At 71.3% G+C, this 15,728-nt stretch carries 15 protein-coding genes; 7 read left to right on the top strand and 8 right to left on the bottom strand.

Annotated features, from left to right (window positions below; all coding sequences use genetic code 11):
- Nucleotides 1–20 precede the first annotated feature (20 nt).
- Together ACIPJI_RS06600 and ACIPJI_RS06605 are read left to right on the top strand one after the other, a co-directional pair.
- Complete coding sequence (locus tag ACIPJI_RS06600) at nucleotides 21–632, top strand: CGNR zinc finger domain-containing protein (RefSeq protein ID WP_356620520.1); 612 nt, start codon at nucleotides 21–23, stop codon at nucleotides 630–632.
- An 86-nt stretch (nucleotides 633–718) separates the two neighbouring features.
- Nucleotides 719–1,081: a DUF6401 family natural product biosynthesis protein gene (locus ACIPJI_RS06605; protein ID WP_402244852.1), complete on the top strand. Its 363-nt coding sequence runs from the start codon at nucleotides 719–721 to the stop codon at nucleotides 1,079–1,081.
- Nucleotides 1,082–1,199: 118 nt separating this feature from the next.
- Here ACIPJI_RS06605 and ACIPJI_RS06610 read toward each other — a convergent pair whose 3' ends face one another.
- The 3 genes from ACIPJI_RS06610 to ACIPJI_RS06620 all read right to left on the bottom strand — a co-directional run bounded on the left by ACIPJI_RS06610 (nucleotide 1,200) and on the right by ACIPJI_RS06620 (nucleotide 4,276).
- Nucleotides 1,200–2,111, bottom strand: coding sequence for a hypothetical protein (locus ACIPJI_RS06610; protein ID WP_402244854.1), 912 nt, complete (start codon nucleotides 2,109–2,111; stop codon nucleotides 1,200–1,202).
- Between the two features lie 191 nt (nucleotides 2,112–2,302).
- Complete coding sequence (gene rarD / locus ACIPJI_RS06615) at nucleotides 2,303–3,301, bottom strand: EamA family transporter RarD (RefSeq protein ID WP_402244856.1); 999 nt, start codon at nucleotides 3,299–3,301, stop codon at nucleotides 2,303–2,305.
- Between the two features lie 114 nt (nucleotides 3,302–3,415).
- Nucleotides 3,416–4,276: an SDR family oxidoreductase gene (locus ACIPJI_RS06620; protein ID WP_402244857.1), complete on the bottom strand. Its 861-nt coding sequence runs from the start codon at nucleotides 4,274–4,276 to the stop codon at nucleotides 3,416–3,418.
- 100 nt (nucleotides 4,277–4,376) lie between these two features.
- On the opposite strand from ACIPJI_RS06620, the gene ACIPJI_RS06625 reads away from it, so the two are divergent.
- On the top strand, nucleotides 4,377–4,778 hold the full coding sequence (locus ACIPJI_RS06625) for a helix-turn-helix domain-containing protein (RefSeq protein ID WP_307707758.1): 402 nt from the start codon (nucleotides 4,377–4,379) through the stop codon (nucleotides 4,776–4,778).
- Between the two features lie 13 nt (nucleotides 4,779–4,791).
- Here the strand turns inward: ACIPJI_RS06625 and ACIPJI_RS06630 are convergent, their stop codons facing one another.
- The 5 genes from ACIPJI_RS06630 to ACIPJI_RS06650 all read right to left on the bottom strand — a co-directional run bounded on the left by ACIPJI_RS06630 (nucleotide 4,792) and on the right by ACIPJI_RS06650 (nucleotide 11,963).
- The gene (locus tag ACIPJI_RS06630; RefSeq protein ID WP_402244859.1) at nucleotides 4,792–5,841 is read right to left on the bottom strand and encodes a 2-oxoacid:ferredoxin oxidoreductase subunit beta; all 1,050 of its coding nucleotides are present in this window, start codon (nucleotides 5,839–5,841) and stop codon (nucleotides 4,792–4,794) included.
- On the bottom strand, nucleotides 5,834–7,780 hold the full coding sequence (locus tag ACIPJI_RS06635) for a 2-oxoacid:acceptor oxidoreductase subunit alpha (RefSeq protein WP_402244861.1): 1,947 nt from the start codon (nucleotides 7,778–7,780) through the stop codon (nucleotides 5,834–5,836). The genes ACIPJI_RS06630 and ACIPJI_RS06635 overlap by 8 nt, the downstream gene beginning before the upstream one ends.
- 300 nt (nucleotides 7,781–8,080) lie before the next feature.
- The gene (locus ACIPJI_RS06640; protein WP_307710451.1) at nucleotides 8,081–8,740 is read right to left on the bottom strand and encodes a response regulator transcription factor; all 660 of its coding nucleotides are present in this window, start codon (nucleotides 8,738–8,740) and stop codon (nucleotides 8,081–8,083) included.
- Nucleotides 8,741–9,022: 282 nt separating this feature from the next.
- Entirely contained in the window at nucleotides 9,023–10,354 is a 1,332-nt protein-coding gene (locus ACIPJI_RS06645; protein ID WP_356620667.1) for a sensor domain-containing protein, read from the bottom strand.
- Between the two features lie 409 nt (nucleotides 10,355–10,763).
- The gene (locus tag ACIPJI_RS06650) at nucleotides 10,764–11,963 is read right to left on the bottom strand and encodes a sensor domain-containing protein (RefSeq protein WP_356620527.1); all 1,200 of its coding nucleotides are present in this window, start codon (nucleotides 11,961–11,963) and stop codon (nucleotides 10,764–10,766) included.
- A 281-nt stretch (nucleotides 11,964–12,244) separates the two neighbouring features.
- On the opposite strand from ACIPJI_RS06650, the gene ACIPJI_RS06655 reads away from it, so the two are divergent.
- Genes ACIPJI_RS06655 through ACIPJI_RS06670 form a run of 4 tightly spaced genes read left to right on the top strand, consistent with a single transcriptional unit; the run spans nucleotide 12,245 to nucleotide 15,727 of the window.
- Nucleotides 12,245–12,643 carry an NADH-quinone oxidoreductase subunit A gene (locus ACIPJI_RS06655; RefSeq protein ID WP_356620528.1) on the top strand — a complete coding sequence of 133 codons (399 nt, stop codon included), beginning with the start codon at nucleotides 12,245–12,247 and terminating at the stop codon, nucleotides 12,641–12,643.
- Complete coding sequence (locus tag ACIPJI_RS06660) at nucleotides 12,634–13,338, top strand: NADH-quinone oxidoreductase subunit B family protein (protein ID WP_356620529.1); 705 nt, start codon at nucleotides 12,634–12,636, stop codon at nucleotides 13,336–13,338. The genes ACIPJI_RS06655 and ACIPJI_RS06660 overlap by 10 nt, the downstream gene beginning before the upstream one ends.
- On the top strand, nucleotides 13,335–14,765 hold the full coding sequence (locus tag ACIPJI_RS06665) for an NADH-quinone oxidoreductase subunit C (RefSeq protein ID WP_402244864.1): 1,431 nt from the start codon (nucleotides 13,335–13,337) through the stop codon (nucleotides 14,763–14,765). The genes ACIPJI_RS06660 and ACIPJI_RS06665 overlap by 4 nt, the downstream gene beginning before the upstream one ends.
- The gene (locus ACIPJI_RS06670) at nucleotides 14,762–15,727 is read left to right on the top strand and encodes a complex I subunit 1 family protein (protein ID WP_307707764.1); all 966 of its coding nucleotides are present in this window, start codon (nucleotides 14,762–14,764) and stop codon (nucleotides 15,725–15,727) included. Before ACIPJI_RS06665 ends, ACIPJI_RS06670 begins: the two co-directional genes overlap by 4 nt.
- The last annotated feature ends 1 nt before the right edge of the window (nucleotide 15,728 follow it).

Raw genomic sequence — 15,728 nt, forward strand, 5'->3', positions numbered from 1 at the left:
AAACCAGTTATAGTGGTTACATGGTGAACAGGGCAACGGACACGCCGGGCATGCTGCTGGAACCCCCCTCCGGCGGCGCGTTCCGCTTCGACCCGGGCGCGCTGTGCCTGGAACTGCTCACCACCGGCGGCCCAGGCAGCCTCGCGGGCTACGAGGTGCTGCACGACCCGGCCGCGCTGCTGCGCTGGGTCGCGGCCAGCCGGCTGCCCGGGGAACTGCGCCTGAGCGTGGACGACGCGGGGGTGGCCGACGCCCGCACCCTGCGGAACGCCCTGTGGGGCATGGCCGCCGCGACGGCGCACGGTGACGACATCGACCCTGCCGACGTGTCCGTGGTCAATGCGGCGGCCGCGGCTCCCGCCCTCGTGCCCCGTATCGGCGCGGACGGATCCAGACAGTGGTCGCCGGGCGCGACGGCCGGGCAGTTGCTCTCCACCGTGGCCCGCGACGCCGTGGACCTCTTCACCGGCCCCTACGCGCACCGGGTCCGGGAATGCGGATCGCACGACTGCCGGCTGGTCTTCGTCGACACCTCACGGCCAGGGCGCCGCCGTTGGTGCGCGATGGAGCGGTGCGGCAACCGCAGCAAGGTGCGCGCGCATCGCGCCCGCCACTCGGAAGAAGAACGCTGACCGGGGATCCGCGGCCGCCGATCCGATGGGCGTTCTGCGACTGATGTCACGTCTTGGGGCGGCTGTTCTGCATCTAACGTGGAGGGATGGACGCTCTGCCCCACAGCGGGCCGCCCGGCTGCCCGCTGGTCGGCCTGGCTGCCACGTACATGCCCCGGCTCTCGGAGTTCTCCTTCGAACCGGGGCTTGTCGCTGCCGTCGACCAGCATGCGGCGGCGGTGCGTGATGCTCTTGTGCCGCTGGTCCCCGCGCCCCGCCGGGCGGGCCAGGGGCCCCGCGAGGAGCCGGCCGGCATGGTGCGACGGGAGGATCTCGCGGACTACGTCCTGGGGTTCACCGACTGGCTGGCGGAGATCGACTGGTCGGAACCGGCCGGCTACGACTTCGCGACCCTGCGGCTCACCGCCGTCTGCTGGCTGATCCGCGAGCACGACCTGCTGGGCCGTTGACCCACGAGCACGACCTGCCGGGCGCTGATCCACATCCGCGACCTGGCCGGGGCATGCCGCGGGCGCTCCCTCCCGGCCGGTGGCCGGCGAGGAAGCGCCCGGGTTCGTCCCACGCTCGTCACATGGGGTCGCGGCCGTTGCCGAGCGGCGGCTGCGGACCCGAGTCCGGGCCACGGCCCCGGTCACGCCGCTGCTCCGTGTCGGGCTCCCGCCCGAAGTCGGGACCCTTGCCCTGGCGGCCCATGTCCTGGCTGCCCATGCCCGGTCGCGCCGCCTGCCGCTCGCCCGCGGGCTGGCCCGCGGCGGCGTCGGCACGACCGCGCTGATAGGCGCTGATGGTGTCCTTGGCGCGGCCCGACTCGGCCTCCGCCGTCGCGAGCCACCGCTCCCAGCGCTCCCGCATCGGACCGATGAGGCCGCCACCGACGCCGACGATCAGGATGCCCGCCATCGCGGCGAGCGCCGCCCAGAGGACCGGGCCGGTGACGGAGGTCGCGATCTGGGCCTGGCTGAGCGCGGCGATCACGCCGAGTGCCACGATGAAGGCCCAGGCGATCGTCCCGAGCGTGCGGCCGTAGGAGGTCCCGGACAGGGCGCCCTGGACGATGTCGCGCACGGCACGCGCGATGGCCATGGCCACGACGACGATGACACAGGCGACGATGGCCTTCGGGATCCAGGAAACAGCCCCGTTGATCATGTTGCTGATCGGGTTCGGTCCGAACACCCCGAAGGCCAGTTGCAGGGTGATCAGCACAATCGCGTAGTAGAGGATCTTGCTGATGATCCCCGTGGCGTCGTAATCGGAGTTCCTGAGGGTGTTCGAGAGGCCGCTGCGCTCCGACATCCGCTCGAAGCCGACCTTGCGCAGCAGTTTGTCGGCCACCTTGGCTATCGCCTTGGCGATGAACCAGCCGATGACCAGGATCGCCAGAAAGGCGATGAACTTCGGGATGAACTTGGCCACGGCGGACCACGCGTCGCTGAATCCTTGGCCGAAGTCGACCGATAGCGCGAGGGGTTGCTGCATGACGCACTCACTCCGCTCTGTGGACTACCGCGGTCCGTCCGACCGGGGCCTGGACTTCCGGTGGTAGCACCGGAGGGCAGGTCCCAGCCTGCGCAGAGAGCGGGAGCTGAGCCGTTCGAGTGGTTACTGGGCCTTGGTGGGCGCGGCCCGGCCGCATGGCGCGACCGGGACGTGTAAGGGCGCCGGCCGTGTCAGGAGGCGGGACCGTCCGCAGCGTGTGCCGCGGGGGCACCGGCAGGCCCGGTGGTGACAGGCGCCGCGCCGGAGGCGGCCGCCTGGACCGCCAGCCGCAGGGCTTCTGCCTTGTTGCGGCGCGCGGTACGCAGCGCGTCCCAGGTCAGGCAGGTCAGGGCCAGCCACACCAGGGCGAAGCCCGCCCAGCGCTCCGCCGGCATGGCCTCGTGGAAGTAGAGGATGCCCAGCAGGAACTGGAAGACCGGGGCCAGGTACTGGAGCAGCCCCAGCGTGGAGAGCGGGACCCGTATCGCCGCGGCGCCGAAGCAGACCAGCGGTACGGCGGTCACCAGGCCGGTCGCGGCGAGCAGCGCCGCGTGCCCGGCGCCGTGGCCGCCGAAGGTCGCGGAGCCGTCCGCGCCCAGCCAGACGAGGAACGCCATGGCCGGCAGGAACTGGATGGCGGTCTCGGCGGCCAGCGACTCCAGTCCGCCGATGTTGACCTTCTTCTTCACGAGTCCGTAGATGGCGAAGGAGAAAGCGAGTGTCAGCGAGATCCAGGGCGGCTGCCCGTAGCCGATGGCCAGGACCAGCACCGCGGCGAGGCCGATGCCGACCGCGGCCCACTGTGCGGGGCGGAGCCGTTCCTTCAGGAGCAGCACGCCCATGGCGATGGTGACCAGCGGGTTGATGAAGTAGCCGAGCGAGGCCTCGACGACATGGCCCGAGTTCACCGCCCAGATGTAGAGGCCCCAGTTGACGGTGATCACCGCGGCGGCGACGGCGACGAGCCCCAGCTTGCGCGGCTGCCGGCGCAGTTCGCGTATCCACCCCCAACGCCGGAGGGCCAGGAGGGCGATGCCCACGAGGGCCAGGGACCAGACCATCCGGTGAGCGAGGATCTCCATGGCGCCGGCCGGCTTGAGCAGCGGCCAGAAGAGCGGGACCAGGCCCCACATCCCGTAGGCACCGATCCCGTACAGCAGTCCTGCCCGCTGTTCCTTCTCCGACTTCACTGACCCTCCCGCCGTGCGCGCGCGTCCTCGAAGAAGGTACGCCCGGCAAGGGCGGGATGTCATGTCCGTATCGTCATACGGTCATGACGGATCTTGAGGACGGGGCCGGTCCGCTCAGAGGCCGGTCAGCGCCGCCGAGATCGTGTCGGCGAGCGGCGTGGTGGGCCGTCCGGCCAGCCGTGCCAGGTCGCCGGTGGTCCGCGCCAGACGGCCGCGCGCGATGGCGGCGTCGACGTCGACGAGGATGCGGGCGAACGGCTCCGGCACCCCTGCTCCGGTGAGGATCGACAGATGGGTCTCTGCCGGGACCTCGTTGTAGGTGATGGTGCGGCCGGTCTGCCGCGACAGTTCGGCCGCGTACTCGGCCAGTGACCATGCCGTGTCACCGCTCAGCTCGTACGCCCGGCCCAGGTGCCCTTCGCCGGTCAGTACGGCCGCGGCGGCGGCCGCGTAGTCGGCACGCGTGGCGGAGGCGATCCGGCCGTCACCGGCGCTGCCGACGACCGCGCCGTGCTCCAGGACGGGGGAGAGGGCGGCGGTGTAGTTCTCCGTGTACCAGCCGTTGCGCAGGAAGGTGTACGGCAGGCCCGAGTCGAGGATCAGCTGCTCGGTCGCCCGGTGCTCGGCGGCCAGGTCGAAGTCCGCGTCGGGCCCGCCGAGGACGCCGGTGTAGGCCAGCTGGGCGACGCCGGCCGCCTTCGCCGCCTCGATCACCGCGGTGTGCTGCGGCACCCGGCGGCCCACCTCGCTGCCGGAGACGAGCAGGACGCGATCGCCGGGGCGGAAGGCCCCCTCGAGGGTGGCGGGCTCGTCGTAGTCGGCGATGCGCAGCTCGACCCCGCGGTCGGCGAGGTCCGCGCCCTTCTCCTTGTCGCGGACGACGGCGGCGATCCGGTCGGCGGGGACGGCGGCGAGCAGCTCTTCGACGACGAGACGGCCGAGGGCTCCGGTGGCGCCGGTCACGACATTGTTCATGCGGGTCTTCTCCGATTCGCGGGGGCTCGACGTGCTTCGGATCGACCCTAGGGATCGCACTAACTATTCGTAAGTACCCACTTTGAAGTAAGGTACTGGCATGGCTGTAAGTGATGACCGGATCCGCGTCCCCGATGTGAACCGCGAGATGTGCCCGTCCCGGCTGATCCTCGAGCACGTCACCAGCCGCTGGGGCGTCCTCGTGCTGGCCGCCCTGCTGGAGCGCTCGTACCGCTTCAGCGAACTGCGCAGGGAGATCGGCGGGGTCAGCGAGAAGATGCTCGCCCAGACCCTTCAGACACTGGAGCGCGACGGCTTCGTGCACCGTGACGCCAAGCCCGTCATCCCGCCCCGCGTCGACTACTCGCTCACTCCGCTCGGCAAGGAGGCCGCCGAACAGGTGTGGGGGCTGGCCCGCTGGAGCGAGCGGCGGGTGGCGGACGTGGAGGCGGCGCGCGTCTCGTACGACGACGAGAAGGCACGCGCCGCCGCCTCCTTGTGAGGCATGCCGGCCGTCAGCCGACGACCGTCCAGGTGTCGTTGCCGGTGAGCAGGGCGGCCAGGTCGCCCTTGCCGTGCTGTTCGACGGCGGTGTCGAGCTGCTCGGCCATGAGCGTGTCGTAGACCGGGCGCTGAACGCTGCGGAGCACACCGATCGGGGTGTGGTGGAGCGTGTCCGAGTCGGCGAGCCGCGAGAGCGCGAACGCCGTGGTCGGGGACGCCGCGTGCGCGTCGTGGACCAGGATGTCCGCCTCGTTCTCGGCGGTGACGGCCACCACCTCGAGGTCGCCGGTGGACGGGTTGCGGACCACGCCCTTGCCGCCCTCGGCCCCGAAGCGGATCGGCTGCCCGTGCTCGAGCCGGATGACCGCCTCCTGCGCCTGCTCCTTGTCCTTGAGGGCTTCGAAGGCGCCGTCGTTGAAGATGTTGCAGTTCTGGTAGATCTCGATCAGCGCCGTGCCCTGATGGTCGGCGGCCTGGCGCAGCACCTCGGTGAGGTGCTTGCGGTCGGAGTCGACGGTGCGGGCGACGAACGAGGCCTCCGCGCCGATCGCCAGCGACACCGGGTTGAACGGGGCGTCGAGGGAGCCCATCGGCGTGGACTTGGTGATCTTGCCCAGTTCGGAGGTGGGGCTGTACTGGCCCTTGGTGAGGCCGTAGATCCGGTTGTTGAACAGCAGGATCTTCAGGTTGACGTTGCGGCGCAGCGCGTGGATGAGGTGGTTGCCGCCGATGGACAGCGCATCGCCGTCGCCGGTGACCACCCAGACGGACAGATCACGGCGCGACGAGGCCAGGCCGGTGGCGATGGCGGGGGCGCGGCCATGGATGGAGTGCATCCCGTAGGTGTTCATGTAGTACGGGAAGCGGGACGAGCAGCCGATGCCGGAGACGAAGACGATGTTCTCCTTCGCCAGCCCCAGTTCCGGCATGAATCCCTGCACGGCCGCGAGGACGGCGTAGTCGCCGCATCCGGGGCACCAGCGCACTTCCTGGTCGGACTTGAAGTCCTTCATGGACTGCTTGGCCTCGGCCTTGGGCACCAGCGAGAGCGCCTCAGTCATTGATGGCCTCCTGGAGAACGTGGGCGAGCTGCTGCGCCTTGAACGGCATGCCGTTGACCTGGTTGAACGAGCGTGCGTCGACGAGGTACTTCGCCCGGACGAGGCCGGCGAGCTGGCCGAGGTTCATCTCGGGCACGACGACCTTGTCGTACTGCTTCAGTACCGCCCCGAGGTTCTTCGGGAACGGGTTGAGATGGCGCAGATGCGCCTGGGCGATCGGGGTGCCGGTGGTGCGCAGCCGGCGCACCGCCGCCGTGATCGGTCCGTAGGTGGAGCCCCAGCCCAGGACGAGGGTGCGCGCGCCGTCGGGGTCGTCGACGTCGAGGTCGGGGACCTCGATGCCGTCGATCTTGGCCTGGCGGGTGCGGACCATGAAGTCGTGGTTGGCCGGGTCGTACGAGATGTTGCCGGTGCCGTCCTGCTTCTCGATGCCGCCGATACGGTGTTCCAGGCCCAGGGTGCCCGGCACCGCCCAGGGGCGGGCCAGGGTCTGCGGGTCGCGCTTGTAGGGCCAGAACACCTCGGTGCCGTCGGCCAGCTCGTGGTTGGGGCCGGTCGCGAACTGCACCCGCAGATCGGGCAGCTCGTCGACGTCCGGGATGCGCCACGGCTCCGAGCCGTTGGCGAGATAGCCGTCGGAGAGCAGGAACACCGGCGTCCGGTACGTCAGCGCGATCCTTGCCGCGTCCAGCGCCGCGTCGAAACAGTCCGCGGGCGTGCGCGGCGCGACGACCGGCACCGGCGCCTCACCGTTGCGCCCGTACATGGCCTGGAGCAGATCCGCCTGCTCCGTCTTGGTGGGCAGCCCCGTCGAGGGACCACCGCGCTGGATGTCCACCACCAGCAGCGGCAGCTCGAGCGAGACGGCGAGCCCGATGGTCTCCGACTTGAGAGCCACACCGGGACCGGATGTCGTCGTGACGGCGAGGGAGCCGCCGAACGCGGCGCCCAGGGCCGCCCCGATCCCGGCGATCTCGTCCTCCGCCTGGAAGGTCCGCACACCGAAGTTCTTGTGCTTCGACAGCTCGTGCAGGATGTCGGAAGCGGGGGTGATCGGGTAGGAGCCCAGGTAGAGCGGCAGATCCGCCTGCTTGCTCGCCGCGATCAGCCCGTACGACAGGGCCAGGTTCCCGGAGATGTTGCGGTACGTGCCCGTCGGGAACGCCGTGCTCGCCGGGGCCACCTCGTAGGAGACCGCGAAGTCCTCCGTGGTCTCGCCGAAGTTCCACCCGGCCCGGAACGCCGCGATGTTCGCCTCCGCGATGTTCGGCTTCTTGGCGAACTTCTGCCGCAGGAAACTCTCCGTACCCTCCGTGGGCCGGTGGTACATCCAGCTCAGGAGCCCCAGCGCGAACATGTTCTTGCTGCGCTCGGCCTCCTTGCGGGACAGCCCGAAATCCTTCAGGGCCTCGATCGTCAGCGTCGTCAGCGGCACCGGGTGGACGTTGTAGCCGTCGAGCGACCCGTCCTCCAGCGGCGAGGTCTCGTAGCCCACCTTCGCCATGGCACGCTTCGCGAACTCGTCGGTGTTGACGATGATCTCGCTGCCACGCGGCACATCGGCGATGTTCGCCTTCAGGGCCGCCGGATTCATCGCCACCAGCACGTTCGGTGCGTCGCCAGGGGTGAGGATGTCGTGGTCGGCGAAGTGCAACTGGAAGCTGGAGACGCCCGGCAGGGTGCCGGCGGGCGCCCGGATCTCGGCGGGGAAGTTGGGAAGTGTGGAGAGGTCGTTGCCGAACGACGCCGTCTCCGAGGTGAACCTGTCACCCGTGAGCTGCATACCGTCGCCGGAGTCACCCGCGAAACGGATGATCACCCGGTCCAGACGGCGGATCTCCTTTTCGCCGGCGCGCCTGCGCTGCTCGCCGACGAGGGCCTCGTCGGACCCGTTGACCTCATCGGCCTGCTCGGCCGGGCTACTGACCTTGCTGGTCACTGAACTGGACCTCCCTCGAGGCGGTTCCTCGGGCCCGACCGGCCCACCGGCCGTCCCACTGGCCACCCTACGACCGTAAGGGTCGCCTTCCCCGGACCGCTCGCATGTCGGACGCCCAGCAGTGACGCCGTGACGCCCTGGTTCGTCATGCTTTCCCTGCCCTTGGCCTTCCCGGAAGCCGCTCCCCCCTCATTCTCCGGTCCTGGGCCTACCGCATCGCTCGAGGACCGGCGGAGTGCCGGCGGTGACGACCTGCTCGGCGGCAGCCGGCGGGCCGGGACCTCCCGGCGGACCGGACGGTCACGAATTGAGGTACGTCAGCACCGCCAGTACGCGCCGGTGGTCGCCCTCGCTGGGGGAGAGCCCGAGCTTCTGGAAAATGTTGCTGACGTGCTTCTCCACCGCTCCGTCGCTCACGACGAGCTGCTTGGCGATCGCCGAGTTCGTACGGCCCTCGGCCATCAGACCCAGCACCTCACGCTCGCGCGGGGTGAGGCCGGCCAGCACGTCCTGCTTGCGGCTGCGGCCGAGCAGCTGTGCCACGACCTCCGGGTCCAGGGCGGTACCGCCTCGCGCGACGCGCACCACGGCGTCGACGAACTCTCGCACTTCCGCTACCCGGTCCTTGAGCAGATAGCCCACCCCCCGGCTGCTCCCGGCCAGCAGTTCCGTGGCGTACTGCTCCTCCACGTACTGGGACAGGACCAGCACCCCGACCCCGGGATGGTCCCGGCGCAGCTGCACCGCCGCCCGCACACCCTCGTCGGTGTGCGTCGGGGGCATGCGGACGTCCGCGACCACGACGTCCGGCAACGCGCTCTGCGCGGCCAGCTCGTCGATCGTCTTGATCAGGGCCTCCGCGTCACCCACCCCGGCGACCACGTCGTGCCCCCGGTCGGTCAGCAGCCGGGTCAGGCCCTCCCGAAGCAGTACGGAATCCTCGGCGATGACCACCCGCACGCTGTCCTCCACAGTCCCGTGTCCCCCTGTTGATGTGTTTCCCACCCTGTCCGCCCAGCATCCCAGGATCACAGCGCCCTGGGGCCCGCCTCGGGTTTTTCCCGGTCACCGCACCGGGGGACGCAGAAGTGGGGCACAGGGTTGCCGCGGCGACGGGTCGCCGCGGCGGGGGCGGGGGGCGGACAGGACCGCGCCCCCGGCCCGGGGGCATCAGCCGCGCGCCGAGAATCAGCCGGGCGCCTGGGGTCAGCCGCGCGCCGGGGGATCAGACGCTCCCGGGGATCAGCCGCGCCAGGGGAGTTCCGCGGTCACCGTGGTCGGCCCGCCCGCCGGCGAGTCGACCGCCAGGATGCCGTCCACCGCGCCCAGCCGTTCCGAGAGCCCGGCGAGACCGCTCCCGGCCGAAAGGCCGGCGCCCCCCCTGCCGTCGTCCCTGACCTGGAGCATCAGCCGGTCCTGCGAACGCCACACGTCCACAGAGGCGCGGGTGGCCCGCGCGTGCTTGCTCACGTTCTGCAGCAGCTCGGAGACGGTGAAGTAGGCGATGCCCTCTATCGCGGGCGCCGGCCGCGAGTCCAGGTCCACCTCCACCGCCACGGGGACGGTGCAGCGTGAGGCGATGGCGGACAGCGCGGCGTCCAGACCGCGGTCGGTCAGCACCGCCGGGTGGATCCCACGGGCGAGGTCCCGCAGCTCCTGAAGCGCCACCTTCACCTCGCCGTGCGCCTCGTCGACCATCCGGGCCGCGGCCTGCGGGTCCTCGGCCAGCTTCTCCTTCGCGAGGCCGAGATCCATCGCGAGCGCCACGAGCCGGGCCTGCGCGCCGTCGTGAAGATCGCGTTCGATACGGCGGAGGTCCGCCGCCGCGGTGTCCACCACCACGCCACGGTCCGACTCCAGCTCCACGACACGGGTCGCGAGCCGCGACGGCCCGAGCAGCCCGGCCACCATCAGCCTGTCGACGCTCGTCAGACCCCGCATGATCCACGGCGTCATGAGCGTGAACAGCAGGCCGACGACGCTGGTGGCGGCGATCTCCAGGGGCGTGTCGAGGTAGAAGTTGTGCGTCCCGTCCCCGTACAGCTGAAGGCCGTCGACGCCGCCCCACATCGGGAAGGCCCACTGCCACAGCGGGTAGAGCAGCAGCGACCAGCCGGTCACCCACAGGGTCACGGACACAGAGAAGCCGAAGACCGCCCACGGGAAGTGGAGGAACGCGTAGAGCAGGTGCCGCCAGGACACCCCGCTCTTGAGGATGCCGCCGATCCACGCGGCCACACCGTTCTTGCGGCCGCGCTCGCTGCTGAGCACCGGCTCGGGCGCCGCCACGTCCAGATCGAGCAGGGCGCGTGCGCGGGCGCGTTCCAGCGCTCCGTAACCGCGGAGGGCGGCGAGGGACGCGGCGAACACGGGGACGCCGAGGAAGGTGACGAGGAGCCCCGCGCCGAGCGACGTCATGGTCACCGCGAACACGAAGACCGCGGTCGCGAGCGGAAGGTTCAGCACGAGGTAACCGAACTCGCGCCAGGCACGGCCCTCGAAGGGCGCGCGCAGTACGGGAGGGAGGAAATGGTCCCGGCGCGCCGGAGAGCCGTATCCGTGGTCCGTGGCCATCGAAGTCGTCCGATCTGCGAAGCGGGCTGTCATACCCATAAGGCTGCTGTGGCGGCCGGATGCGCACCATGAGGGCGGTATCCGTCTTGGGCGGGGGGTTTTCCCCACCACCCGGGGACGCCGGTCCTCGCCGCCGGCGGCTGGTGGGGACGGCGCGAAGCCGGGGACGGGCCGCCGCAGCCGCCGGCCGGCGACTGTGACGGCCCTCTGGGTCCGTTCAGGGGGGTGGTGTCGGCGGGTGAGGCCGGAGGTGGGTCGTGTGGGGCGGGTGGCCGAGGGGCGCGTACGGGGCCGGTGGGTTCCGGCCGGGGCCGGCCCGACGGCTGCGGGTGCCGGCTCCCGGGCCGACGCGTCCGCACGCGGCCCGGAGCGGCCCGCGTCGCGGGGCACGTCGTGTCCCCGTGAAGCGTCAGTGGGCGCGCGCTCCGCGGGCCTCGCTCGCCTCCCGGACACGCCACGGCAGCTCCGCCGTGACCGTCGTCGGGCCGCCCGGGGGTGAGTCCAGGACGAAGAGGCCGTCCACGGCGCCCAGCCGTTCGGCGAGACCGGCCATGCCGGTACCGCCGTCGAGCCGGGCCCCGCCCTTGCCGTCGTCCCTGACCTGGAGCAACAGGCGGTCGCCGGAACGCCACACGTCCACGGAGGCACGGGTCGCCCTCGCGTGCTTGCTCACGTTCTGGAGCAGCTCGGAGACGGTGAAGTAGGCGATGCCCTCGATCGCGGCCGCCGGCCGCTCGTCCAGGTTGACGGTGACCGTCACCGGTGCCGTGCAGCGGGACGCGACAGAGGAGAGCGCCGCGTCCAGGCCGCGGTCGGTCAGTACGGCGGGGTGGATGCCACGGGCCAGGTCGCGCAGTTCCCGCAGCGCGAGCTTCACCTCGCCGTGTGCCTCGTCCACCATCGCGGCCGCCGCGTCCGGGTCCTCGAGGAGCTTCTCCTTGGCGAGGCCGAGCCCCATCGCGAGCGCGACCAGCCGGGCCTGCGCGCCGTCGTGGAGGTCCCTTTCGATACGGCGCAGGTCCGCCGCGGCCGTGTCCACGACGACCCCGCGGTCCGACTCCAACTCGGCGATGCGCCGTTCCAGTTCGTCGGACGGCGACAGCAGCCCTCGTACCATCGCGCGGTCCGCGTTGGACAGCCCGCGCGCGATGAAAGGGAGCACGGGCCACAGGACGAAGAGGCCCACCATCATGACGGTGAAGGTGAGGACGCCCCACGGCAGCCGGATGAACGAGTACAGCACCGAGCGCCAGGCCACCGGGTCCTTCAGCCGGGACCACACCGACGCGATCAAGCCCTCACCGCGCGCCGGGCCGGGCAGCGGGCTGGGCTCGTCGATCCGTACCCCGAGCAGCCCGCGGGCCCGCGCCCGTTCCGCCTTGCCGATGCCGCGTGCCCCTATCAGGCCGAGGGCCAGCAGAGGCAGACCGATCACCGTCACGGAGAGCCCGGCGCCGACACTGATCGTGACCGTCACGTAGACGAACCCGAGCAGCGCGATCGGCAGGTTGGCCAGCAGATGCGCGATCTCCTTCCACGTGTGGCGGTCGAAGGCGAAGCGCGCGGGTGGCGGCCGGTCGTTGTCGGGGGCGGTGATGCTCGCGGTCATGGGGGCAAGCCTGCCGGGCCGGACCGCCGTACGCCATGGGGTACATGGGTGGGGCGAAGTAGGGATAACCCCACCCGGCGGCCGACCGATGCGTGACACGACTGCTTACGCTCTCTTTAGCAGGGCCTAGACTCCCGTGCGTACAGAGCGTGCGTAGAGATCGGCGGAGCGGCGACAAGCACAGTCGTAGCGACGAGACGAAGCGCGGCGAAGCGCGACGAAGCAACGCCGACGACAACGCACCGACGAGGTCGACTGGGTCAGGGAGCGAGGGGACGGACGTGCCGGAACCGATCGGAGTCGTGCTCGCGACGGAGTACTTCCGGAGCTACTCCGTCGTGGGGCTGATCGCGCTGATCGGCGTGCTGTTCGTCGCTGTCGCCTTCACCGCGGGCCGGCTGCTGCGCCCCGTCGTCCCGACGCCGGAGAAACTGCTGACCTACGAGTGCGGTGTCGACCCGGTGGGCGAGGGCTGGGCACACACCCAGGTCCGCTACTACGTCTACGCCTTCCTGTACGTGATCTTCGCGGTCGACTCGATCTTCCTCTTCCCGTGGGCGACGGTGTTCGCCGCCGACGGCTACGGCGCGACGACCCTCGTGGAGATGTTCATCTTCCTCGGCTTCCTGGCCGTGGGACTGCTCTACGCATGGAAGAAGGGGGTCCTGACATGGACGTGACCCCGACCTCGAACCAGACTTCGAACCAGGCTTCGAGCCCGGCCTCGGCCCCGACTCCGGTCCCGGCCCCGGAGCTCCTGCCGGAGCCCCGGCGACTGGGCGCCCTCGCGCGCCTGGCCCCGGAACCGATGAAGGTGATCCTCAACTGGGGGCGCCGCTACAGCCTGTGGGTCTTCAACTTCGGACTCGCCTGCTGCGCCATCGAGTTCATCGCGGCGTCGATGGCCCGGCACGACTTCATCCGGCTCGGCGTGATCCCCTTCGCGCCGGGCCCGCGCCAGGCGGACCTGATGATCGTCTCCGGCACGGTGACGGACAAGATGGCCCCCGCCGTGAAGCGCCTGTACGAGCAGATGCCCGAACCGAAGTACGTCATCTCCTTCGGCGCCTGCTCGAACTGCGGCGGCCCGTACTGGGACTCGTACTCCGTCACCAAGGGCGTCGACCAGATCATCCCCGTCGACGTCTACGTGCCCGGCTGCCCGCCACGTCCCGAGGCGCTGCTCCAGGGCATCCTCAAGCTCCAGGAGAAGATCGCCCGGGAGTCGCTCGGCGAACGCTACGGACACGGCGGGGAGAAGACCGGCGCTGCCCGGCCCTCCACCACGGCCCTGCGGAGCGGCCTGATCACTCCGCCGCCGGCTGAGCCCGGGGCCGATTCCGGAGCCGAGTCCGGGCCGGAGGGGGAGCGGTGAACCCGTACGACAGCCTCCCCGACGCCGTCACCGAGATCTTCGGCGAAGAGGCGACAGCCGAGCGGACCTACGAACTGCTCACCGTCGACGTCCCCGTCGGCTCCTGGATCACTGCTCTGAAGATCGCCCGCGACAAGCTGGGCTGCACCTATTTCGACTGGCTCAGCGCAGTCGACGAGCCGGGCACCGGATTCCGGATCTGCGCGCACGTCGTCTCGCTGGAGGGCCGTGCGGTCCGCCGGCTGCTGGTGCGCACGACCGTTCCGCACGGCGCCCCCTCGCTGCCGTCGGCCGTCGACGTCTACGCGGGCGCGAGCTGGCACGAGCGCGAGACGCACGAGATGTTCGGCGTCGACTTCACCGGCCATCCGCACCAGGTGCCGCTGCTGCTGCCGGACGGCTTCGAGGGACATCCGCTGCGCAAGGACTTCGTGCTCGCCGCCCGGGTCGCCAAGGCCTGGCCCGGCGCCAAGGAGCCGGGGGAGTCCGAGCACGGCGGGCCGAAGCGCCGCCAGATGCTGCCGCCGGGCGTCCCGGACCCGAACGAGTGGGGCCCCCTCAAGGGCCAGCTCCCGCCTGCCCCCGCACGGCCGGCCCGCACGCCTCGCGCCGGCGCGGCCGCGGCAGGCGCCGGCGAGCGTCCGCCGCGCCGCACCCGCAGCGCCGGCGAGGGCTCGGCCTCGCAGGGCGGGACGCCTGCGGCGGCACCGCGACGGTCTCGCAGCGCGAGCGAGGGCTCGGCCTCGCAGGGCGGGACGCCTGCGGCGGCACCGCGACGGTCCCGTAGCGCGAGCGAGGGCTCGGCCTCGCAGGCCGGCACCAGGGCCACGCCGTCCGCCGGAGGGACGGGCGCCCCCGAGCCGTCCACGGCACCGGAGGCGCCGGGCGCACCCGGCGCACCGGGCGCAACGGAGAAGGCCCGGCCCACCGGCCCGGCCGAGGGCACGACGCCGCCGCGCTCCCGAAGCTCCGACGCGCCGTGGCACCACGCCCGCCCGGCCTTCGAGGACACAGAGACCGCCTCCGAGCCGCCCGCCCCCAAGGACAGCACCCCCGAACCCGGGACGGGCACCGAGCCCGGGACCGAGCCGGGTGCTGGACCCACGGCCAACGTGGGAGCCGAATCCAGGCCCGAGCCTGGAGCTGGGCCCGGACCCGCGGCGGGCGCCGAGCCTGAAGCGGGGCCCGAACGCGAAGCGGGCTCCGAATCCAGGCCCGAGCCCGGAGCTGGGCCCCGACCTGCGGCGGGACCCGGACCCGAGGCGGGAGCCGACCCCGAGGCGGGACCCGGCCGCGGAGCCGAACCTGACTCCGCGCCGGAGAACCCCACACCCTCACCCCCATCCACGCCCGCGCCCGCGCCCGGATCCGCCGACGGACCGGACGACGACGAGGCGAACCGACCTGCCGGAGGCGACCCCGCGTGAACGACGCACTCGACGTCGCCTTCCGGCTCCTCGTCGTCTTCGCCGTGTTCCTCGTCCTCCCTCTCGTCATCGGACAGACCGAGCACAAGGTGATGGCCCACATGCAGGGCCGTCTCGGTCCCATGTACGCCGGTGGCTTCCACGGCTGGGCCCAGCTCGTCGCGGACGGTGTGAAGTTCGCGCAGAAGGAGGACGTGGTGCCGGCGGAGGCCGACCGCCGCGTCTTCCAGCTCGCTCCCGCCGTGGCGCTCCTTCCTTACCTCCTCGTCCTCGTCGCGATCCCGATCGGCCCGAGCGAGGGCGCGGTCGGCCAGGTCGTCGACGCCGGCATCTTCTTCGTCCTCGCCGTCATGGGCGTCGGTGTGCTCGGCTCGCTGATGGCCGGCTGGGCCTCGGCCAACAAGTTCTCCCTGCTCGGCGGCCTGCGCACCGCCGCCCAGCTGCTCGCGTACGAGCTGCCGATGCTGCTGACCGCCGCCTCCGTCGCCATGGCGGCCGGGACGGTGTCGCTGCCCGGCATCCTCAACGCCTTCGAGTGGTGGTGGCTGCCCTGGCAGATCGTGGGCGCCATCGTCTTCTTCGTCGCCGGTCTCGCCGAGCTTCAGCGGCCGCCGTTCGACATGCCCGTCGCCGACTCCGAGATCATCTTCGGCGCTTACACCGAGTACACCGGTCTTCGTTTCGCGCTGTTCCTCCTTGCCGAGTACGCGGGCATCGTCGTGCTGTGCGGACTCACCACCGTCCTCTTCCTGGGCGGCTGGCACGGTCCGTTCGGCGCTGACGGCCTCGGATGGGTGTGGACCCTGCTCAAGACCGCCGTGCTCGCGTTCATCGTCATCTGGCTGCGGGTGACGTATCCCCGTATGCGTGAGGACCAGTTGCAGAAGCTCGCATGGACGGTCCTCATCCCGCTCGCTCTCGCCCAGATCGCCCTCACCGGCATCGTCAAGGTGGTGATCTAGA

It is taken from the genome of Streptomyces sp. NPDC086835, assembly GCF_044745705.1.
Classification (GTDB): Bacteria; Actinomycetota; Actinomycetes; order Streptomycetales; family Streptomycetaceae; genus Streptomyces.